Genomic DNA, 20,365 nt, shown 5'->3' with positions numbered 1-20,365 from the left:
CTCTTCCGACTATGTACTGTCCCGGCTCTGCGAGTAGCGTGAATCTTATGAAGAAGGCAGCGGTCGGTATCCTCGATCGCGTTCCTGTGGTGTGCATCGTGATCGGTGAGGCGTTGGTCATCTATACGGCTATGGCCATTGCCAAACTGGCATTCACCCAGCTTGATCCGTTGTATTCGGTCTGGTATCGCGTCGGGTTTATGACAGTGATGCTGTTGCTATGGCGCAGGCCGGGATTTTGCTGGCCAACCCATCAGGACAGGGTAATTTTCTCATTGGTTTGATTGCCATCCTTATCGGCGGCTCGATGTGGGGTTGTTGCCTGTTACTGAACTGTTTTGTTTTCTTAAGTAATCCTATGTTATAATAAATCTCATGTTGGTAAAGGAATGGGCCAGACTGGAAGGATTGCATCCGCAGACCGTGTGGAAATGGTGCCGTCAGGGCACCATGCCCGTTCCTGTGGAACAGACGCCGACCGGCATGTGGCTCATCCACGACCCGAAATACGAGACCATGCCGCAATCGAAAAGCATGGGACCCCGCACCGTCTGCTATGCGCGAGTATCCAGCGGCGACCAAAAGAACGACCTGCAACGTCAAGCCGACCGGTTGAAGGCGTTCGCCCTTGGCATGGGAGTAGAGAAGCCGGAAATCGTCACGGAGACGGGTTCCGGCATGGACGACAGGCGGCGCAGGCTCAACCGTCTATTGGCCGACCCGACCGTGGGCACGCTGATCGTGGAGCACAGGGACAGGCTCGCCCGCATGAACGCGGGGCTGGTGGAGAGCGCGTTGAAGGCGCAGGGACGCCGAATCATCGTGGTGGACGACACGGAGCCGGACGACGATCTGGTGCGCGACATGACCGAGGTGCTGACCTCGTTCTGCGCCCGGCTGTACGGGCGTCGCGCGGCCAAGCGCAAGACGGACGCGGCGTTGAAGGCGGCGCGCGATGCTTGAGGCGGTCAAGGTGGCGCTCGACCCGACTCCGCGGCAGGAACGATTGTTGGAATCGCACGCCGGGGCGGCGCGATTCGCCTACAACAATGGGCTGGCGCACGTCAAGGACATGCTCGAACGCGGCGATAAACCCGAATGGTCGTACTACGGGCTGCGCAGGTGGTGGAACCAAGCCAAGAACACACTCGCCATGGACAAGACCACGGGAGAACCATGGTGGCCCAGGAACAGCAAGGAGTCATACAACAGCGGCCTCGAATCATTGGCCGACGCCCTGAAGAACTTCTCCAAGTCCCGCAAGGGGCGACGGAAAGGCCGCAGGATGGGCTTCCCGCGCTTCAAATCCAAGGACAAGGCGGTTCCCGGATTCGCGTACACGACGGGCTCGTTTGGTCTCATTGACTGTGACCCTCATGCGCTGCGGCTCCCGAGGATAGGCCGCGTGCACTGCATGGAGGACGTGTCCAGGCGAGTGGACGGCGCGAAGGTGCTGCGCATGAGCGTATCCAAGCGTGGTGGACGCTGGCAGGCCAGCCTGACCGTCGAACGCGCCGACCTGCCGATTCCATCGCCGCCGAAAGGCGGGAGCGTCGGCATCGACTTGGGCGTGAAGGAGCTCGCCGCATTGTCGGACGGCACCGTGATACACAACCCGCACGCACTCAAATCGAACCTCAGACGGTTGAAGAAAGCCCAACGGAGCCTGAGCCGCAAACGGAAAGGCTCCAACCGCCGCCGCAAGGCGAGAGCGCAGGTCGCCCGACTATACGCACGGGTGGCGAACCTGCGTTCGGACGCGCTCAACAAGACCACCGCCATGCTCGCCCATACCTACGCGGACATCAGCATCGAGGACTTGAACGTGGCGGGCATGGTGGGAAACCACGGGCTCGCCCGATCGATTCAGGACGCCGCGTTCGCGGAGTTCCGACGCCTACTGACCTACAAGACCGCACGCGCCGGCGCGAGGCTCCACGTCATCGACCGCTGGTATCCAAGCTCGAAGACCTGCTCGAACTGCGGGACGGTGAAAGCCAAGCTGCCCCTGTCCGAGCGCGTCTACCATTGCGAGGAGTGCGGGCTTGTCATCGACCGTGATGTGAACGCGGCCATCAACATCCAAGTCGCCGGGAGTGCCCCGGAGACGTTAAACGCGCGTGGAGGAAGCGGAAGACAGACCCGCCTTGAGTGCGGGACAATGCGGCATCCGGCGAAACGCGAACCAAGCGGCGGCGAGAGTCGCGTGAGACTTGGAGCTGGTCTCGGCAACGAGGCCATGCAGATGACTTCGCTCTAGCGACAAGCTAAAACAAAGTCATCTACAACGGCGTGTACATTGTGACAGGCCGTCGTGTGGCGTCCGGAGGCAACTCGCTGGACAACCTGTGCATCGCGGTTGCCGTCGGCTGGCTGGTGCAGTCGTTGTTCCTTGGCGTGCCGGCTGTGAGCCATGTGATTCATCCGAAATCCGATGCCACATGGGCGCTTGCTCCTGGCGGGCCATGGAAACTGTTGGCGTTGCTGTTTGTGATTTCCCTGATGGCGTCCTTCATCCCGTATGCGGTGGAACAGATTACGTTGCGCCGCACCACCTCGGGAGCGTTCTCGGTCATGCAGTCAATCAACCCCGCGATGGCCGTGGCTGTGGGACTGGCGTTTGGCGAGATTCCAGACACCGGTGAGGTTATTGGCGTCGCATTGGTGATCTGTGCCGTGATCGTCACCTTTTCCGGTGATGCGTCCCTGGCCAAGGGCAAGTGACGGGCTGCCTGGCCGGCAAGGCCGTCTTGCGTTTTTTTTTGGACGCATTCGGCACGTTGTATCCGCAGGGCATGGTACGATGTTTTGCTGTTGCGCTTCATTGCGTAACGTGGAGTCATGCCTGAGTGGCCGATAGGGGCACCCTGCTAAGGTGTTAGTCGTGTAAACGGCTCGAGGGTTCGAATCCCTCTGACTCCGCGAGCAAGGGCTTTCGGGATTTCTCGGAGGCCCTTTCTGTTTTCCTGCTCCACCGCACTAGGAACATAAATACCGGCTTATGGACGTGTCAGCTCTTATAGCTCAGGTGAATGAACAGTTGTTGTTCTCTAGGCATTCAGGCTGCGTTCGTGCAACTGGTACATTGGATAGTGATGTCGTAACATGCGGCATCCCCGTTGATATGACGGGCCGTTACCGGCGGAAGCTGGTAGCAAAAAGGCCCGACGCTACGAACATCGGGCCTTGTTGTGGTTATCGGCTTACGCCCCTAACCAAAGGTTACGAAATGAATCATATCACGATGCACGGTGGTCTGACCGTGAACGGTCGCACCGTCATTGTCCATGTGGGCGATGGCGAGGCGTGCGCCACGGTGGATGGCATGCATTTCAACGTGCGCAGCCTATGGCAGCTTTACCAGTTGCTGAGACTGCTCGTGTAGCGGTCATTAAGGCGCGGTACCCATTATTGGGTGCTGCGCCCGTAACCTGAAGTATGCATGCGAGATTGACAGGAAAGCCACTAAAACTTTTTTAGATTCAGGTCGAACGTGTGCTGACCTCCGGAATCGATTAAAGTAGGAATCATGCGTAGGGCAACGGTGTATGACGTGGCGAAGAAGGCGGGAGTGTCCACCGCCACGGTTTCATTTACTTTCCGTCGCCCGGATAAGGTCAAGCCTTCAACCCGGGCGAAGGTACTCAGGGCGGCGAAAGACCTTGACTATGTGCCCAGCGCCAACGCTCGTGGCTTGGCTCGCGGAAACACCGGCGTGCTCGGTCTGTATTCCTTTGACATGCTTATTGAGCGGCCGCTTGGCGATGAGGATGATTTCGATTCATGCTCTGGCGGCAACGATGTCGTGTCTGAGAATGGGAAACCAATTTTCTCCAATCGCGCAGGTGAGAGCTTTGATTGCCCGAGTGTGTTGTCGTACCCATTGTATGTGGATGAAGTGCAGCGTGGATTCGAGCTGGAATGCCGGCGTCGCAATCGTGCCGTGCTGCTAGGTACTGCTATTCGGCATGACGATGGTGCGGGTATCACAGATGTAGCTGGTCGCGTGGATGGTTTAGCAGTGTTTCCAAACGAATTCACCAGCACTATGCCATTGGAGGCTTTGTGCCGAAGCATACCTATCGTGCGTCTGAGCGAGGGTGATGGTGACGAGCCTGCGGCCTACATCTCTTGTGACAACGAAACTGGCATGAACCAGCTGATTGACCATCTGGTTGATGTCCACGGCGTGCATGACATGGAGTTTGTGGGCAGTCTGGACAACTACGATTCTCGTCATCGATTTGCTGCGATGCGGGCAAAACTGAAAATGAAAGGGTTGCGGGTTCCGGACTTGCCGCTTGATGACAGTGTGTCTGGCACGCATGAGTGGTTCGTAGATCTGTGCGAGGTAATAGACGCTGGACGGTTGCCGCAGGCATTGCTATGCGCTACCGATCAAACTGCGTTCGAAGTCATGAGCGTACTTCGAGATGCCGGTGTCCGGGTTCCTCAGGATGTCATATTGACTGGTTTTGATGGTGTGCTCGCTGGTCAGGTGCTGACTCCCACGCTTACCACTGTGCGTCAGCCCTTGGAGCTGCTGGGGCAGTTGGCGGCCCGACTGTTGGATGAGCAGGCAGGGGAGCCGTGGGGCAAGCCCGAACGGTTCCGTTTGCCGGTCAAGCTCATCGTGCGGGGCAGCTGTGGGTGTTGATTATTTCTTGAAGAAGGCTAAATAAGGCTTTTGAGACCTCCTGCAGGGGAGTCACTGTTGATGCTGTTTCGTCGTGTCGAATCGGTTCGCGAGTTGACAAACAAAAAACTATGCGCTTAAATATTAATCACAATCTACGCGGTTAGATTGTTGAGAAGTAACAGTTCAAGGAGGAACGAGGAATGAAGCGAAGCATGTTCAAGATGGCGACTGCCATCATCGCCAGTGCGGCTATGCTGACCAGCGTCGCAGCCTGCGGACGCACTAGCGCTACGTCTGACAGTGCAGATGACGTGACCACAATCGATTCGGCTAAGGCCACCGGCGATCTAACCATCTGGGCTATGGGTAACGAAGGTGATTTGCTTGGCGACTTCGTTAAGGATTTCGAGAAGGAGAATACGGATGTCACTGTGAAGGTGACCGCTATCCCGTGGTCTTCCGCACACGACAAGATTCAGACCGCCATCGCGGCGGGTAACGGCCCGGACGTTGCTCAGATGGGCAACACGTGGATGGCCGATTTCTCCAATTCCTTCTCTACGGTCCCCGGCAACTTTGACATGAGTGGATTTTTCGAAGGGCCGGCCGACAACTACAAGGTCGGAGATCGGCAGTTGGGCGTGCCGTGGTATGTTGACACCCGCGTGCTGTACTACCGCACCGACATCGCTGAGAAAGCCGGCGTCACTGAAACGCCGAAGACTTGGGACGAACTCAAGACGATGGCTGAAGCCATGCAGAAAGTGGATGGCGTCGATTACGGCATGCGTATCGGTGCTTCTGGCACGGACTGCTTCATTGGCATCCTGCCATACGCCTACTCCGCAGGCGCTGCACTCTCCGATGACGGCCAGACCAAGTGGACCATCGACAGTGATGCGATGACCGAGGCTCTTGACTATGTCACCGGCTTCTACAAGGACGGTATCGCTGATGCCAATGCTGACGTGAGCGCCGGTGCCGACATCGCTGACTTCGTAGCCGGCACCACGCCGATGATGCTTCAAGGGCCCACTGCTGTCAGCCAGATCGAGGAACTCGGTGGCGACGACATCAAGGACAAGTACGCAACGGTGACGCTTCCCGCAATGGACGACTCCTCCGACATGGGTACTTCCTACCTCGGTGGCTCCGGTCTGGTTACCTTCAAGGATTCCAAGAATAAGCAGGCGGCATGGAAGTTCATACAGTGGGCTAGCCGGTCTGACGTGCAGGCTAAGTGGTACACCCTGTCCTCCGATTTGCCGGCTGCTCAGAGCGCCTGGGACAATGATGCACTGACCTCCAGCACCACATTAACCGCATTTGGCGATCAGCTTGAACATGCTCAGGGCGTGCCTGCTTTTACCACTTGGGCACAGGTTTCCTCCGCAGCTGACCGCATTTACGAACAGATTGCCAAGGGCCAGGTTTCTGTGGGCGATGGTCTGAAGAGCCTGCAGTCCGAAGCCGATTCCATCGGCATCGGCGAGTGAGTCCATCAGGACATACAGCAATGGTCAAGCACGCGAAGGCGCAGGAGAAGGGAGCCGGCAGCTCCCTTCGCCGCCGCCAGACATTACTTGCATGGGGATTTGCACTGCCGTTCGCGGTCATCTTCTGCGTATTTATGCTGATCCCTCTCATCTCCTCCATGGCGATGTCGTTCACCGACATCACATCCCGCGACCTGCGTACCCCGTTCAACGTGAACTTCGTCGGACTCGACCAGTACATCGCCCTGTTCAGTGACAAGCGCTTCCTGCATTCGCTTGGTGTCACTGGCATCTTCGTACTCATCGGTCTGCCGATCACCATGATCATTGCTCTGGCGTTCGCCGTAGCACTCAACAAGGGCTCCCAGCACCTGAACGCCTTCTTCCGTGCGCTGTTCTACGCGCCGGTCGTGGCCAGCGTCGTTGCCGTCTCCGTTGTATGGCGCTACATCCTGCAGGGAGACGGCCTGCTCAACTCCCTGCTTTCCCTCGTCGGCGTACAGGGATCGGACTGGCTGCACGAGACTCGTTATGCTCTGCCTGCCCTGATGATCATGACCGTCTGGCGTAACATGGGCACGCTGATGATTATCTTCCTCGCTGGATTGCAGGCCATCCCCGAAGAACTCAAGGAAGCCGCCGCCATCGACGGCGCGAGCAAATGGCGCACCTTCCGCTCCATTACCCTGCCGCTCATGAAGCCAACACTGTTACTCGGCGCGGTGCTACTGTCAGTCGGCTACCTGCAGTTCTTTGAGGAATCGTTTGTTATGACACAAGGTGGTCCGCTTGATTCCACCCTGTCGGCCGCATACTACGTCTACCAGAAGTTCGGATTCGGCCAGTACGGCATCGCATCCGCCGCCAGCTGGGTGTTGTTCATCATCATCGCCTTGGTGAGCGTGCTGCAGTTCCGCATCCTGCGTTCCGAAGACTAAGGGGGATCGATATGAGTGCAACAATACAATCCGCCGGATGCCCTGCACCGGCACAGGACAACAAGCTGCTGTTGTGGCAGCGATTCATCAAAGGTCGTGGCATCTCGTACATCGTGCTGGCGGTCATTGGCATTGTTTGGATTTTCCCGTTCCTGTGGATGGCTCTAGGCTCGCTTAAGACCCAGCGTGAAATCCTCGCTAAGCCGCCCAAGCTCATGCCTGAGCACGCGACACTAGCCAACTTTTCGCAATGGTTCACCCAGCTGAACTTTGGTTCGTACTTCACCAACAGCCTCATCGTCGCGGTCATCACTGTTCTGGGCAACATGGTGTTCTGCTCGATGGTCGGCTACGCACTGGCCAAGATGAAGTTCGCCGGCAAGAATATCTTGTTCGGCGCGGTCATGGTCACCCTCATGGTGCCTAGTGTCGCCACGTTCGTGCCCTTGTTCGTCATCATCTCGAACATGCACCTGGCCAATACATACGCAGCGTTGATCCTGCCGTTCCTGTGCCAGCCTATCGGTGTGTTCCTAATGCGTCAGTTCATCGGTGGCATTCCGGACGCGCTCATGGAAGCCGCTCGTGTGGACGGTGCTGGCGAACTACGCATCTTCTTCCAGATCATCCTGCCGCAATGTGGCCCGGCGCTGGCCACGCTGTCCATCCTGACCTTCCTGTCTAGCTGGAACAACTTCCTATGGCCATTGGTTTCCGCGCAAAGCGAGGAGATGTACACGCTGCCAGTAGCCCTGTCCCTCTACTCCACGGGCCAGAACGCCACCAACTACAGTGTGCTGCTCGCCGGCGCCGTGCTAGTCATCACACCCATCCTGCTCTTGTTCGTATTCCTGCAGCGCTACTTCATTCAGGGCGTGGCTATGACGGGCATTAAATAAGCGGGAATTAAACAAGAAAGATAAGCTTCGATGTCTTCTCTAAATTACGTATTTCCTGAAAACTTTATTTGGGGTGCCGCTACTGCTGGTCACCAGATCGAGGGCAATAATACCTCCAGCGACTGGTGGGCGCGCGAGCACTCGCCTCGTACTGACGTGAGCGAACCATCCGGTGATGCCGCAAACAGCTACAACCGTTATCGCGAGGATGTCAGGCTGCTCGCCGACTCTGGTCTGACCATGTATCGATTCGGTATCGAGTGGGCACGCATCGAACCCGTAGAAGGTTGCTTCTCCAAAGCCGAGTTGTTGCACTATCGCGCCATGATTGACGCTTGCCACGAGTTCGGGGTTGAACCTATGGTGACTATCTACCATTTCACCATGCCATTGTGGTTTGCTGCAGAAGGTGGATGGAAACGACCGGATGCACTCGATAAGTTCAAACGTTACGTGAGTTATGTGCTGCCTATTCTCAACGATGTAACGTGGATCTGCACGATTAATGAGCCGAACATGGTCGCTTTGACCCAAGGCGGCACGGAAGGCACTGACTTTGTGGCTGCCTCCCTGCCTGCCCCTGACCCGGTGATTTCCAAGGCGCTAGTCGATGCGCATCATATGTCCCGCGCTGTCATTAAGTCTGAGCTGCCTGATGCAAAAGTCGGCTGGACCATCGCTTGTCAGGCTTTCCATGCTGTGCCTGGTTGTGAGAAGGAGATGGAGGAATATCAGTACCCACGCGAGGACTACTTCACCGAAGCGGGTGCGGGTGATGACTTTATCGGCGTACAAGCCTACCTACGCACATTCATCGGCAAGGACGGGCCTGTGCCCGTCGACGATGATGTGGAACGCACCCTAACTGGCTGGGAATACTATCCTCCAGCCCTCGGCATCGCTGTGCGTCATACTTGGGATGTCGCAAAACATACGCCGATTTTCGTCACTGAAAACGGCATTGCCACTGCTGACGATCGTCGTCGTATCGACTATACGTTCGATGCCCTTGCTGGACTGCATGACGCGATGGATGACGGTATTGATGTGCGAGGCTACACGCATTGGTCCTTGCTTGATAACTATGAATGGGGGTCGTTCAAGCCTACATTCGGTCTTATCGGTTGGGATAAAGACACTTTTGAACGCCAGCCCAAGGCATCGCTTAACTGGCTTGGTTCTATTTCTCGCACCGGAGTCGTAACTCACCCGTATCGGTAGTTCTGTTATTAGAATGCGATAACTTATCCGCAAAAAATGTGGGGCACGGTTTTCATATGAACTGTGTCCCGCAATCCATGATGTCTGTTTGTTTTATGGCAACTCATTTGTTGCGTACACGGCTCGCAAGTTCGTATCCATCGCTAATACTTATTGTTACTGTTCTATCGATAGTCGCATTGCCAGATTAGCGGAGCCGGAGGTACGCCATTGTCCGTCCGCCTCCAGAGGCTATTCTACCGGCATTATGGAGACGGCGCGTCGTGAAAAAACTCGGCATATGGTGAGGAATGCACCGAATACTGACGTATTGCCTCCTGCGGACGGTACTCTGGTAGTGAGTATGGAGAGTCGCGGGATGGGGAATATATGAGCCATATCAGCGGTCGAGGCCAGCATCGTTCATGGTCATCGAATACCGGCCACATTGCGCTGATTGCGGTGCTCGTTGCCGTCTTGGCTGTGGCTTTGGGGCTGGGAGTATGGTTCGCTGCCATGCATAACGACTCAACCGATGTGTCTCGTCCCGGAACCAGCACGGTTGCCGATACGTCGCTGGACAAATCCGGATCCGTTCCTCAGCCGGTGGCGGAGCATCACGGCAATTCGCCGGATTGCCCGGATACCGACTGCATCGCCATGCTGGTGAATGGCGACTTGCTGTTCCACGAGAGCCTGTGGAACGGTTTCCGCGGTGCCAACACCAGTGCCACGGATGGCACTGCCTTCAACTTTGATCCACTGTTTGAGCCGATGAAACAGTACATTCAGGCCTCTGATATCGCCGTATGCAACTTCGAGACTCCAGTCGCCCAACGAGGCGGCCCCTACAGTGCCTACCCGATTTTCAACATACCGCCTGAAGTGGCCGATGCCGCCCGCAACGTGGGATACAACGCCTGCACTCATGCCACCAACCATTCATGGGATCAAGGCTCCGATGGCATCGCCCGGCTTTGGGACACGTTGGAGGCCGACGGCATTGCCCAAACTGGCTCATACAAAACCGAGGAGGATTCCCTTAAGCCGTTGGTCATTGATTCTCCCACAGGCGGCGGCAAACTCGGTCTGGTGGCCGGTACGGTGTCCATCAATGGCATGACCGCCGACCATGACTGGCAGATTGATCGCCTGCGCGAGCAAGGCGATCCGCATCACGACAGCGATATCCAGCGACCATCCCATGGGCACTTGTTGGACCGAGGTCAAGGATGCTCAAGTGCGCCAGCGCATATCGGATGTGATTTATGCGATGGGTGCCGACCAGAATGTTGTCAAGGAGTGGAACATTACCCAAGAACAGGCGCAGCAAACCGCACAGTGAATTTCCCGCCGCAGTTCTAATGTGGTGCCCATGACCGAGATTTACGAAACTCAGAGCGAACGTACCGATTTGCCGCTTGTCGTGATGCCTGCCGTGCTCGACGCGATGATTGAACCCATCAAGGCTCAGTTCCCGGCGCTGCATGATGTGGCTCGCGTGCGTATGTTCGAGGAATTCACTTCGGACGAAGCCGTGCTGGCTGAACGCCTGAAAAACGCAGATGCCCTGTTGGTCGGCGGCTACCATATCTCGGATGACTTATTGCGCACGATCAGCGAACAAGGCCATGTCAAGTGCATCGTGTTCTGTGGTACCGGAGTCGCCAGCTATATCAATCTCGAGCTGGCACGTGAGCTTAAGGTTCGTGTCTGCAATGCCGAACATTACGGCGATCATGCCGTGGCCGAGCATACGTTCGCGCTGCTGTTCGAACTCATTCGCAAGGTCGGACAACTCGATAAGGATGTCAAGGCGGGCAACTGGGCATGGGCAGGGGGCGACGGTTTGCAGCTTGCCGGCCGCCGCATGGGTATTATCGGGCTGGGCGGCATTGGCACTACCGTGGCCGGCATTGCCCGCGCCTTCGGCATGGAAGTTGCCGCGTGGAATTCACATGTGCCTGCCGAGCATTTTGAACGGTCCGGTTCCGTTCCGGTCGACGATCTCAATGAGCTTATTGAAACCAGTGATGTTATTTCCGTCCATTTACCGCTGAATGATGCCACTCGTGGCATTGTCACCGCTGAAAACCTTGCTCATCTCCAGCCCGGCACAATGTTGATCAATACCGCGCGCTCCGAAGTCATCGAGTCCGGTGCGCTGTTCGCCCGCCTGCAGGAAGGCGACATTCCCGCCGCGCTTGATGTATTTGACCACGAGCCACTCACCGTAGATGATCCCATCTGCCATGTGCCGGGCATTGTTCTGACTCCGCATGTCGGCTGGCGTACCGATGGCGCATTCAAGGAGCTCACCCGCCAGATGATCGCCTGCATGAACGCCTACTTTGCCGGCGAGGACTATAACGTCGTCGTCTCCGAACACTGATTCGTCTAGTCGAAACGCCGCCTATGCAGACGATTCTCAACACATCCGACAATCCGGCCCACGATTCCCTCGTGGAGAAGAAATCCGAGTTCATCGGTGATGCCGCTCATGTCGATACGCTCGATGAGGCGCTTGCATTCGTGACCTCAATCCGCGAGCAGCATCCAAAAGCTCGACATGTCGCGTATGCCGCGGTGTGTGGAGGCGCGGACGGACGTTTGTCCGAGCGCATGAGCGATGACGGTGAGCCTTCCGGCACTGCAGGCAAGCCTATCCTCGATGTGCTGAAGCAGTCCGGTACTACCGATTGCGTGATTGCCGTCACCCGATATTTCGGCGGAATCCTGTTGGGGTCGGGTGGTTTGGTTCGGGCGTATTCATCCGCGGCGTCATTGGCCATGAAAGCGGCGCAAGTGGCAAGAATCATGACTGCGCGCCGGTATCGCGTGCATCTTGAATACCCGCAGTTGTCCCGATTCCAGCAGCTGCTCAGCCAACTGGATGGGCGGCAGGAAGACGAATCGTATGCGGCGAACGTCGAGCTGACGGCTGTGGTGCCCGTCGACCATTGCGAACAATTCGAGTTGCAGGTCGTAGAAGCGTTCAACGCTGCGGTATCTCCGGAACCAATCGACATGGTCAACATTCCGGTTCCTCTGGCATGACTAAGCTAAACACTATGACCGACGAGAACCCCATCAATGAGACCCAGCAGAGCGGCGACTCCGCCGCATCACAGGGCGGTGACGCCAACGGCGCCGCCTTTGAGCCGTTGACCGCCTCATACGAGCGCTTGCGTCATTCCACTGACTCTGCCGAGCTTTCCGAGTTTGCTCGCCGTCCTCTGCCTGATCGTAGCGATCAGGCGGCGTTCTCGCGTGCCACCGCACTGCTTGAGGCCGTGGCTGGCAACAAGCACACGCCGGTCGAAGATCGCGTGTTTCTTGCCAGTACCATGCCGTTCCCGAACGTACTGGTCAAGTTGTCCGTGGATCCCGAGCCTTCCGTGCGTGTGGCTGTGGCTGCCAACGAGGACGATAAGAACTGGCTGGTCGGGCGTCTGACCAAGGATCCGATTCCCGAGGTGAGGGATGCCGCGCTGCGCAACAAGCGCACCAGTTGGAAGATGCGGCTCGAGGGTGCGCAGGATCCCGCTGCGGACAGTGAAACTCTGGATTATCTTGGGTTGCTCGGCACTGAGCTTGAGGAAGGCGCCCCGGCGGTGCTTTCTTCCATGGTTCGTCGTGCCGTGGCGCTGAACCCCAACACTTCTGCGGACATGATGGCCAAGCTGGCGGAAGATCCGTCAGTGGAGGTGCGTCACGCGGTGGAGAGTCGTCGCTAGATTCCGTTTTGCCGCCATGTGAGCGTTCTCATGTCGATATATGGTTGCTCAATTGTTGCAAACGTAAGCATTCTATGGCCGTCTTACGGTGTGGCGCGGCTTTTCGGCGCTACACTGGGGCTATGAGTGAGAATACCGAGAGTAAAGAACGATTGGCTCGTCCGCTGATTCGATTGGCCAAATTGGTGGGTATCGGTACCAGCTATGTGGGCATGAGCCACGATTATCATGAGATCGACGATGATGTGCTCATCGAAATCCTGTCTGCTCTAGGCATCGAAGCCCGAAACGACGATCGGCAAAAGGAAGCCATTCACAGGATTTTGAAGGAACGCCATAGCCGACTGGTTGCTCCAACAGTGTTGCATACCGTCGGCGAGGAAGACCGTCTGCTCGTTAACACCGGCATCATGGAGATACCTTCTGCAAGCATCATCCTGGAGAATGGTGAGTCATACGAGGGGACCATCGGAGTCGGTCCGGGAGACGGATCTCCGGCGTTCGATTTGGATGGTAACTTTGTGTCTACGGCATCGCTGATCATTCCCGCCGATGTACCGGTCGGCTATCACACCCTGCATGTCAAGGTCGGTAACCGTTCGCAGGACGCCACCCTGATTAGTGCGCCGAGCCAGGTTCCGTTGATTGACCCGATGAAGGACGGTAGCCTGTGGGGCTGGATGGCGCAGCTGTACTCGATTCGTTCCTCCGGATCATGGGGTGTCGGCGATTACGAGGATTTGAAGACCATATTGGTCGACGCCAAGCGGAAGACCGGCGCTGATTTTGTGCTGGTCAATCCGTTGCACGCCGCCGAACCGGTGTCTCCGCTTACGCCGTCGCCGTATCTTCCGGTGAGCCGTCGTCTGGTCAATTTCACGTATATTCGCCCTGAGTCGGTACCGGAATACGCCACATTGCCGACCGATGCCAAGAATGAAGTGGATGGACTGCACTCCGATGTGGAGCCGCTGAACGGCGATGCCCAGGTCATTGACCGTGACGCCATGTGGCGCAGCAAGATGCATGCTCTGTGGATTATCTTCAAGGCCGGTCGCACTGCCGAGCGTCAGGCCGCATTCGACCAGTTCAAGACGGATTTCGGTTCCGACCTCGAAGCCTATGCCACGTGGTGCCTGTGTTATGACAAGTGGGGTGCGCCCTCGGCACAAGGCGACAATTGGGAACAGGCCCTTGGCCGGGATTCTCAGCAGATTGCTGATTTGAAGCGTCAATTCCCCGATACGCTCGACTTCTACCGCTGGCTCGAATGGGTGGCGTCCGATCAGCTTGCCGCTGCGCAGCAGGCGGCCAAGGATGCCGGCATGGAAATCGGCATCATGTCTGATATGGCGGTCGGTGTGCATCCCCTCGGCGCGGATGTGTGGTGGAATCCTGAGCGGTTCGCCAAGGGCGCTACGGTTGGCGCTCCGCCGGATATGTTCAACCAGCAGGGCCAGAATTGGAGCCAACCGCCGCTGAGCCCGCTTGATTTGGAAGCCACTGGCTACCAGACCTACCGCAACATGGTGCATGGTATGTTCGCCCGTGCCGGTGCCGTGCGCATCGACCATATCCTTGGTCTGTTCCGTCTGTGGTGGATTCCTGAGAATCATTCGGCAACGGATGGTGCCTATGTGCATTACGATTCCAACATCATGCTCGGCATTCTGGCCATCGAGGCGTCCCGCGCCAACGGCGTGGTGGTCGGTGAGGATTTGGGCGTGATGCCCGATTATGTGGCCGATTCCCTGTCCGGCCACGGCATTCTCGGCTGTGCGGTCGAATGGTTCGAGCAGAGGGACGGGGTGTTCCGCACACCATCTCAATGGCGTCCGTATGCCTTGGCGTCCGTGAATACCCATGACCTGCCGCCGGCCGCCGGATACCTGGAGTATGAGCACGTCAAGATTCGCGAACGCTTGGGGCTGCTGACTGGCCCTGCTGAGGAGTTCCAAGCTTCTGCCAAGGCTGAGCAAAACGCCATGATTGCTATGCTGGTTGATCAAGGATATCTGGATGCCGATTTCGCCGAACACCGTGAGGAGCACGAGGCGGACATCATCGATGCGTTGTACCGTGCGCTGAAGGGATCTCCGTGCAAGCTGCTTGCCGCCTCGATTACCGATGCGGTGGGGGAGAAGCGTGCGCAGAACCAGCCCGGCACCAATAACGAGTATCCGAACTGGCGTATCCCGCTGGCCGACGATAAGGGCAATGTGGTGCCGCTCGAAACCCTCTTCGACACCCCCGGTGCCCAACGTTTCGCCCAAATCTTCAATAACTGACTCACTCCAGCCCCCCCCTCTGATGAGAGGGCTCCTCGCGAAGCGAGGTGGGGGAGAGACGACATAAAAAAGCGGGAGTGTCTCCACAGTTGCCCTATGTCAAGACTGGCGATATACTAGTGGATTGTTGTGTTTCCCTAAGGGGTCCTTCAAAGCGCTATCCCACTCGCCATCGAGGACTTTCAGGGAGCCCACGGATAATGAGGCCTGAAGCCTCTTGGATGCGGCCCTGACCAAGCCGCGCCAAGCAGCTGACAGCCCGGAACACAATATATAGAAAAGGTAATCCAGTGAAAACCTTCACTCCGAAACCAGCTGATCTGACTCACGACTGGTACGTCATCGACGCCACCGACGTGGTGCTTGGCCGTCTCGCCTCCCAGGCTGCAATCCTGCTGCGTGGCAAGAACAAGCCGACTTTCGCGCCGCACGCCGACTCCGGCAACCACGTGATCATCATCAATGCCGACAAGATTGCTCTGACTGGCAACAAGATGGGCAAGGAACTCTACTCGCACTCCGGCCGTCCTGGTGGTCTGCGTCGCGACTCCTACGCCGAGCTGCTCGAGAAGAACCCCGAGCGCATCATCAAGGAAGCTGTCAAGGGCATGCTGCCGAAGAACCGTCTGGCCAAGGTGCAGCTCGATCGTCTGCGTATCTTCCGCGGCGCTGAGCACCCGCACACCCCGCAGAAGCCCCAGGTCTTCGAGATCGCTCAGGTCTCGCAGCAGGCTAAGTGAAACCTGAGAGGAGATAAGAATCATGGCTGAAAACACCAACGACTCCCAGGTTGTCGAGACCGAAGAGGAGCTCACCAACTACACCACCGAGACCAACGCTGGCGCTGGTACCGGCACCTCCGCGATCGAGCCGGGCTACGGCACCGGTCGCCGCAAGGAGGCTGTCGCCCGTGTCCGTCTGGTTCCGGGTGACGGCAAGTGGACCATCAACGGCCGCACTCTGGAGGAGTACTTCCCCTCCAAGCTGCTGCAGCGTGAGGTCAACTCCCCGATCGTTCTGCTCAAGCTCGAAGGCAAGTTCGACGCTATCGTCCTCGTTGACGGCGGCGGCACCACCGGCCAGGCCGGCGCCATCCGTCTCGGCGTGGCCCGCGCTCTGAACGCCATCGATCGTGACGCCAACCGCGCCGCCCTGAAGAAGGCTGGCTTCCTGACCCGCGACGCCCGCGTCGTGGAGCGCAAGAAGGCCGGTCTGCACAAGGCACGTCGCGCCCCGCAGTTCTCCAAGCGCTAAAGCTTTACGGCTTATACGAAACCCCTCGGAAATTCGATTTCCGAGGGGTTTCTTGGTATTTCGGACGGTATTTTGACTGGCGTTTAGATGGTTGGCATCTGCTTCATCGCGCTGATGCTCAATGCCGGAAGCGTCCACAATGTCGGATCATCTTCCGACAGCCCATCATCGGCGGATTGCAGATCGTCCGCATCGTCTTTCATCTGCCAGTACATCATGTTGATGCGGTGCAGATGGTTGCGGAGTCTGCCCGCGGGCTTGCTTTCCGATTCTTCGTCGAATTCCGACACACGTTCGATGGACGTTCCCAATCCCGGATATTCGCCGACAATCTCCGACGAGGACCAGACCATCTCCCATTCGATGTCTTTCGGCAGATGAAAACGCGTGACCTCATCGGAACCGTTGATCAGAATCAGCAGACTTGGCTCGTCGGGAGATAGCAGCTGCATGGCGAACGGACGGACGGAAGGATTCGTCCAATCCGCATCATTTGGCATCTGTCCATTCGGCAAATACCAATGCACGCGATCGGATTTCTTCAGCAAACCGATTTCGCTCAGGCGAGTGAAGAAATCCTCATGATTGTACAAATCACGGGATTTACGCAATGTGATTAAACGGGAAGTGAGATTGAACTGCTTCAATTCCGGCGTTTGTTCGGTACTGTACAGCCAATCCCAATCAAGCCAGGTGGTGTCGTTATCCTGCGTGTAGGCGTTGTTGTTGCCGTTCTGCGAATTGCCGAATTCGTCGCCGGCAAGCAGCATTGGCGTGCCTAGCGAAAGCAGCAGCGTACCCAGCAGGTTCATGGTGGCGCGTTGCCGTTGCTGCACGATGATTTGATCGCCGCTGGGGCCCTCGTGACCGAAGTTGACGGAATGATTGTCGTTTGTTCCGTCGCGGTTGTTTTCGCCGTTGGCCTCGTTATGCTTGGTTTTGTACATGGTCAGATCGGCTGTGGTGAAGCCGTCATGGCATGCCACGTAATTCACGGACGCGGTCGAACCGCGGCCTGGATCGGTGGCGAACAGGTCGGATGATCCGCACAAACGTGTGGCCATCTCCTGCATGGTCATTTCGCCGTATTCTCCACCGCGCATGCGATCCACGTCGGTCAGCCAGAATTTGCGTGTGCAATCGCGGAACCTGTCGTTCCATTCGGCGAAGGGGATGCCGAATTCGCCGGTGCGCCAGCCATTTGGACCGCAATCCCAAGGTTCCATGATCATTTTGAGATTGCCGAGCAGCATGTCAGAACGCAATGCATACAGGAACGGATGGTAGCGGGTGAATTCATCGTCGAGACGTGCCAGCGTCGCCGCGAGATCGAATCGGAATCCGTCGATGCCAATGCGTTTGGCCCAATAGCGCAACGAATCCACGGCGAACGTGGTGACGTGCGTGTTGGTGAAATCAAGTGTGTTGCCGCAGCCGGTGGTGTCGTACAGGCGACTCATCTTGTCTTTGGTGCGTCGATAGTACGACAGATTGTCAAGTCCGCGCCAGCATACGGTCGGCCCTTCCGGACCGGATTCGCAGGTGTGGTTGTAGACCACGTCCATAATCACTTCGAAACCGGCCTCGTGCAATGCGCGCACCATGTCAATGACTTCCTGGCGTACGGCGGCGGCGCCGGCCTCCTGGGAGCGCTTGGTGGCGTATGAGGCTTCCGGCGCGAAATAGCCGAGCGTCGAATATCCCCAATAGTTGACGCGTCCGCGTTCCTGCAGAAACAGTTCGGATTGCTTGGCTTGAATCGGCAGCAGCTCAATGGAAGTGACGCCCAAATCCTGCAGGTAGGAGAGCGTCGCCGGATGTGCCAAACCTGCATAGGTGCCGCGAAGCTCTTTGGGAAGCCAAGGCGCGTTGGCTGTGAAGCCTTTGACGTGCAGCTCGTAGATCACGGTTTTGCTCCATGCCACATGCGGGTGTGATGGCTCACCGTCATGCTTGTTGGTGGCACGGTCGTCTATCGCCACGGAAACGGGAACATGCCCCACGGAGTCGATGGTGCTCATCGGGCCGAATGGCGAACCTTTGACTTTGCCGTTCACGATCTCGCATTCATAGGAGAACGCTCCGGGATCAAGCTCCATTGATCCTTCGATGCCTTTGGCATAGGGGTCGAGCAACAGTTTGTACGGGTTGAAGCTCACGCCGTGGTCGGGGTCCCATGGGCCGTTGACGCGGTATCCGTATTGCATGCCATCCCAAGCCTGGGGAACGTGAACGTACCACAGTCCGTAATTGGGCCCGTCCATGCGGAATAGTGTTTCGCGAAGATTGAGCGAGGGGATTCGCCGAGTGCAGATGCGCTGTTTCATCGCCTGATCGATGAAGGTCAGCCCCGGCTCGTTGAACAATCGTACTGCGTCGGCATAGAAGGCGCTCGGCTGGTCAAGTGGTTCAAGTACGCAAAACCACAGCTGGTCTGCTGTTTCCGAGCGGACGATGGCGTCGGCGCCACCGTCATCGGTGAAGTAGAGACCTGGGCGGGTTGCGTAACGGTGCAAAGACGGGTTCTTCATAACCTCATTCTAAACACTTTGGAATTATCTGTTGACTTGCTATGTCGGGACCATTTCCGCCCATGTCAGATCGATGGTTGCTGCGCTGCCGGTGAGATGCCGTTCTGGCTATTTTTGATGATGATGTGCATATTGTGATGGTGGTTTTTTGAAAAACGTTGATTTTCTGCGGCAACACGATTTGCAAATAACTTTATGAAAAGAAATTTGCAAAAGAATTTAAGAAAGTGTATAGTTTTCAATCATCAGGCAGAACGATCTGCCGGAACCTCTTTCATAGTGGAAAGGACATATCATGAAAGCTCTTGTACTGACCGGTGTCAAGAAATTCGAAATCCAGAACATGCCAACACCGCAGATCGAACCCGATGAAGTGCTGATCAACACCGTATATGCAGGTGTGTGCGGCACGGACCACGACCTGTACGCAGGTCGCCCCGGCTCCGCTGCCGCAGTTCCGCCGATCGTGCTCGGCCATGAGAACTCCGGCGTCGTCGCCGCGGTCGGTTCAGAAGTCACCAACGTCAAGGTCGGCGACCGCGTGGCCGTCGATCCGAACATCTACTGCGGCCAGTGCGAATTCTGCCTGACTCAGCGTCCGGAACTATGCGACCACTTGAGCGCGGTCGGCGTCACCCGCGACGGCGGTCTGGCCGAACAGTTCACCGCTCCCGCCACTGTGGTCTACAAGCTGCCCGACAATGTCTCCCTGCGTGACGCGGCCGCCATCGAACCGGTCTCCTGCGCGGTGCACGGACTCGATCTGCTCAAGTTGCACCCGTACCAGAAGGCGTTGGTCATCGGCGACGGCTTCATGGGGCAGATCTTCGTCCAGCTGCTGCAGGCGTACGGCGTGCATCAGGTGGATCTTGCCGGAATCTTCGACGAGAAGCTGCAGCGCAACAAGGAGCTTTTCGGCGTCACTGAAACGTACAACACCACCCGCGAGCAGATTCCGGCGGACTCCTACGACGTGATCGTCGAAGCGGTCGGCCTGCCCGCCACCCAGGCCCAGGCGGTCGCCGCGGCCAAGAAGGGCGCCCAGGTGCTGATGTTCGGCGTCGGCCCGCAGGAGGCGCATTTCGAAATGAATACGTACGACATTTACAAGAAGCAGCTGACCATCCAAGGCTCCTTCATCAACCCGCTCACCTTCCGCGATGCCATCTCGCTGGTTTCCGCCGGCAAGATGAACATCGGCGGCCTGATCAGCCACGAACTGGGGCTCGACGAGGTGCAGGACTTCCTCGACGGCAAGATCAAGGGCGTTTCCAAGGCCGTCGTCAAGATCGGCGAGTGACGCCACGGGCCATCCGCCCACACGTATGAAATCATGGCCGTCGCCACGCGCACACGGACGGCGGCCATGCCTCCCGCGGTGCG

Annotated in this window: 18 protein-coding genes, 1 tRNA gene and 1 pseudogene; 19 read left to right on the top strand and 1 reads right to left on the bottom strand. The window is 57.3% G+C overall.

From position 1 onward, the window contains the following. Nucleotides 1-47 precede the first annotated feature (47 nt). The 18 genes and pseudogenes from BBBR_RS08495 to rpsI all read left to right on the top strand — a co-directional run. Nucleotides 48-328: pseudogene (locus tag BBBR_RS08495) on the top strand (EamA family transporter); the annotation flags it as partial. Between the two features lie 47 nt (nucleotides 329-375). Continuing rightward, nucleotides 376-963, top strand: a complete 588-nt coding sequence (locus BBBR_RS08490; RefSeq protein WP_003829853.1) for an IS607 family transposase — start codon at nucleotides 376-378, stop codon at nucleotides 961-963. Then, nucleotides 956-2,260: an IS607 family element RNA-guided endonuclease TnpB gene (gene tnpB / locus BBBR_RS08485; RefSeq protein ID WP_003829854.1), complete on the top strand. Its 1,305-nt coding sequence runs from the start codon at nucleotides 956-958 to the stop codon at nucleotides 2,258-2,260. The genes BBBR_RS08490 and tnpB overlap by 8 nt, the downstream gene beginning before the upstream one ends. A gap of 32 nt (nucleotides 2,261-2,292) precedes the next feature. Continuing rightward, complete coding sequence (locus tag BBBR_RS08480; RefSeq protein WP_134816823.1) at nucleotides 2,293-2,724, top strand: EamA family transporter; 432 nt, start codon at nucleotides 2,293-2,295, stop codon at nucleotides 2,722-2,724. A 111-nt stretch (nucleotides 2,725-2,835) separates the two neighbouring features. Next, nucleotides 2,836-2,922 (top strand) — tRNA-Ser (locus tag BBBR_RS08475). Nucleotides 2,923-3,229: 307 nt separating this feature from the next. Beyond that, nucleotides 3,230-3,385: a hypothetical protein gene (locus BBBR_RS10965; protein WP_016462593.1), complete on the top strand. Its 156-nt coding sequence runs from the start codon at nucleotides 3,230-3,232 to the stop codon at nucleotides 3,383-3,385. A gap of 144 nt (nucleotides 3,386-3,529) precedes the next feature. Next, nucleotides 3,530-4,657 carry a LacI family DNA-binding transcriptional regulator gene (locus tag BBBR_RS08470; protein ID WP_003829857.1) on the top strand — a complete coding sequence of 376 codons (1,128 nt, stop codon included), beginning with the start codon at nucleotides 3,530-3,532 and terminating at the stop codon, nucleotides 4,655-4,657. Nucleotides 4,658-4,839: 182 nt separating this feature from the next. Continuing rightward, nucleotides 4,840-6,135 carry an extracellular solute-binding protein gene (locus tag BBBR_RS08465; RefSeq protein WP_003829858.1) on the top strand — a complete coding sequence of 432 codons (1,296 nt, stop codon included), beginning with the start codon at nucleotides 4,840-4,842 and terminating at the stop codon, nucleotides 6,133-6,135. A 20-nt stretch (nucleotides 6,136-6,155) separates the two neighbouring features. Continuing rightward, nucleotides 6,156-7,073: a carbohydrate ABC transporter permease gene (locus tag BBBR_RS08460; protein WP_003829859.1), complete on the top strand. Its 918-nt coding sequence runs from the start codon at nucleotides 6,156-6,158 to the stop codon at nucleotides 7,071-7,073. 11 nt (nucleotides 7,074-7,084) lie between these two features. Then, on the top strand, nucleotides 7,085-7,972 hold the full coding sequence (locus BBBR_RS08455) for a carbohydrate ABC transporter permease (protein ID WP_003829860.1): 888 nt from the start codon (nucleotides 7,085-7,087) through the stop codon (nucleotides 7,970-7,972). A 30-nt stretch (nucleotides 7,973-8,002) separates the two neighbouring features. Continuing rightward, nucleotides 8,003-9,193, top strand: coding sequence for a glycoside hydrolase family 1 protein (locus tag BBBR_RS08450; protein WP_003829861.1), 1,191 nt, complete (start codon nucleotides 8,003-8,005; stop codon nucleotides 9,191-9,193). A gap of 369 nt (nucleotides 9,194-9,562) precedes the next feature. After that, on the top strand, nucleotides 9,563-10,537 hold the full coding sequence (locus BBBR_RS08445) for a CapA family protein (protein WP_003829862.1): 975 nt from the start codon (nucleotides 9,563-9,565) through the stop codon (nucleotides 10,535-10,537). Between the two features lie 10 nt (nucleotides 10,538-10,547). Next, a complete protein-coding gene (locus tag BBBR_RS08440; RefSeq protein WP_003829863.1) occupies nucleotides 10,548-11,564 on the top strand; it encodes a D-2-hydroxyacid dehydrogenase family protein in 1,017 nt (338 codons plus the stop codon). Nucleotides 11,565-11,587: 23 nt separating this feature from the next. Beyond that, nucleotides 11,588-12,229 carry a YigZ family protein gene (locus BBBR_RS08435; RefSeq protein WP_003829864.1) on the top strand — a complete coding sequence of 214 codons (642 nt, stop codon included), beginning with the start codon at nucleotides 11,588-11,590 and terminating at the stop codon, nucleotides 12,227-12,229. After that, a complete protein-coding gene (locus BBBR_RS08430; RefSeq protein ID WP_003829865.1) occupies nucleotides 12,226-12,909 on the top strand; it encodes an AbrB family transcriptional regulator in 684 nt (227 codons plus the stop codon). Before BBBR_RS08435 ends, BBBR_RS08430 begins: the two co-directional genes overlap by 4 nt. 122 nt (nucleotides 12,910-13,031) lie before the next feature. Continuing rightward, nucleotides 13,032-15,197: a 4-alpha-glucanotransferase gene (gene malQ, locus BBBR_RS08425; protein WP_003829866.1), complete on the top strand. Its 2,166-nt coding sequence runs from the start codon at nucleotides 13,032-13,034 to the stop codon at nucleotides 15,195-15,197. Nucleotides 15,198-15,487: 290 nt separating this feature from the next. Beyond that, complete coding sequence (rplM, locus tag BBBR_RS08420; RefSeq protein ID WP_003829867.1) at nucleotides 15,488-15,937, top strand: 50S ribosomal protein L13; 450 nt, start codon at nucleotides 15,488-15,490, stop codon at nucleotides 15,935-15,937. 22 nt (nucleotides 15,938-15,959) lie between these two features. After that, complete coding sequence (rpsI, locus tag BBBR_RS08415; protein ID WP_003829868.1) at nucleotides 15,960-16,451, top strand: 30S ribosomal protein S9; 492 nt, start codon at nucleotides 15,960-15,962, stop codon at nucleotides 16,449-16,451. A gap of 83 nt (nucleotides 16,452-16,534) precedes the next feature. On the opposite strand, the gene glgX is transcribed toward rpsI, so the two are convergent. Beyond that, the gene (gene glgX / locus BBBR_RS08410; protein ID WP_003829869.1) at nucleotides 16,535-18,982 is read right to left on the bottom strand and encodes a glycogen debranching protein GlgX; all 2,448 of its coding nucleotides are present in this window, start codon (nucleotides 18,980-18,982) and stop codon (nucleotides 16,535-16,537) included. Between the two features lie 295 nt (nucleotides 18,983-19,277). On the opposite strand from glgX, the gene BBBR_RS08405 reads away from it, so the two are divergent. After that, entirely contained in the window at nucleotides 19,278-20,282 is a 1,005-nt protein-coding gene (locus BBBR_RS08405) for a zinc-dependent alcohol dehydrogenase family protein (protein ID WP_003829871.1), read from the top strand. The last annotated feature ends 83 nt before the right edge of the window (nucleotides 20,283-20,365 follow it).

It is taken from the genome of Bifidobacterium breve DSM 20213 = JCM 1192 (assembly GCF_001025175.1).
In the GTDB taxonomy this organism is placed as follows: Bacteria; Actinomycetota; Actinomycetes; order Actinomycetales; family Bifidobacteriaceae; genus Bifidobacterium; species Bifidobacterium breve.
This window is presented reverse-complemented; position numbering and strand designations above follow the sequence as displayed.

Bases quoted from the DNA above. Each gene is read 5' to 3' on its own strand.
- BBBR_RS08490 (WP_003829853.1), top strand. From the start codon at position 376: ATGTTGGTAAAGGAATGGGCCAGACTGGAAGGATTGCATCCGCAGACC.
- tnpB (WP_003829854.1), top strand. From the start codon at position 956: ATGCTTGAGGCGGTCAAGGTGGCGCTCGACCCGACTCCGCGGCAGGAA.
- BBBR_RS10965 (WP_016462593.1), top strand. From the start codon at position 3,230: ATGAATCATATCACGATGCACGGTGGTCTGACCGTGAACGGTCGCACC.
- BBBR_RS08470 (WP_003829857.1), top strand. From the start codon at position 3,530: ATGCGTAGGGCAACGGTGTATGACGTGGCGAAGAAGGCGGGAGTGTCC.
- BBBR_RS08465 (WP_003829858.1), top strand. From the start codon at position 4,840: ATGAAGCGAAGCATGTTCAAGATGGCGACTGCCATCATCGCCAGTGCG.
- BBBR_RS08460 (WP_003829859.1), top strand. From the start codon at position 6,156: ATGGTCAAGCACGCGAAGGCGCAGGAGAAGGGAGCCGGCAGCTCCCTT.
- BBBR_RS08455 (WP_003829860.1), top strand. From the start codon at position 7,085: ATGAGTGCAACAATACAATCCGCCGGATGCCCTGCACCGGCACAGGAC.
- BBBR_RS08450 (WP_003829861.1), top strand. From the start codon at position 8,003: ATGTCTTCTCTAAATTACGTATTTCCTGAAAACTTTATTTGGGGTGCC.
- BBBR_RS08445 (WP_003829862.1), top strand. From the start codon at position 9,563: ATGAGCCATATCAGCGGTCGAGGCCAGCATCGTTCATGGTCATCGAAT.
- BBBR_RS08440 (WP_003829863.1), top strand. From the start codon at position 10,548: ATGACCGAGATTTACGAAACTCAGAGCGAACGTACCGATTTGCCGCTT.
- BBBR_RS08435 (WP_003829864.1), top strand. From the start codon at position 11,588: ATGCAGACGATTCTCAACACATCCGACAATCCGGCCCACGATTCCCTC.
- BBBR_RS08430 (WP_003829865.1), top strand. From the start codon at position 12,226: ATGACTAAGCTAAACACTATGACCGACGAGAACCCCATCAATGAGACC.
- malQ (WP_003829866.1), top strand. From the start codon at position 13,032: ATGAGTGAGAATACCGAGAGTAAAGAACGATTGGCTCGTCCGCTGATT.
- rpsI (WP_003829868.1), top strand. From the start codon at position 15,960: ATGGCTGAAAACACCAACGACTCCCAGGTTGTCGAGACCGAAGAGGAG.
- glgX (WP_003829869.1), bottom strand. From the start codon at position 18,982: ATGAAGAACCCGTCTTTGCACCGTTACGCAACCCGCCCAGGTCTCTAC.
- BBBR_RS08405 (WP_003829871.1), top strand. From the start codon at position 19,278: ATGAAAGCTCTTGTACTGACCGGTGTCAAGAAATTCGAAATCCAGAAC.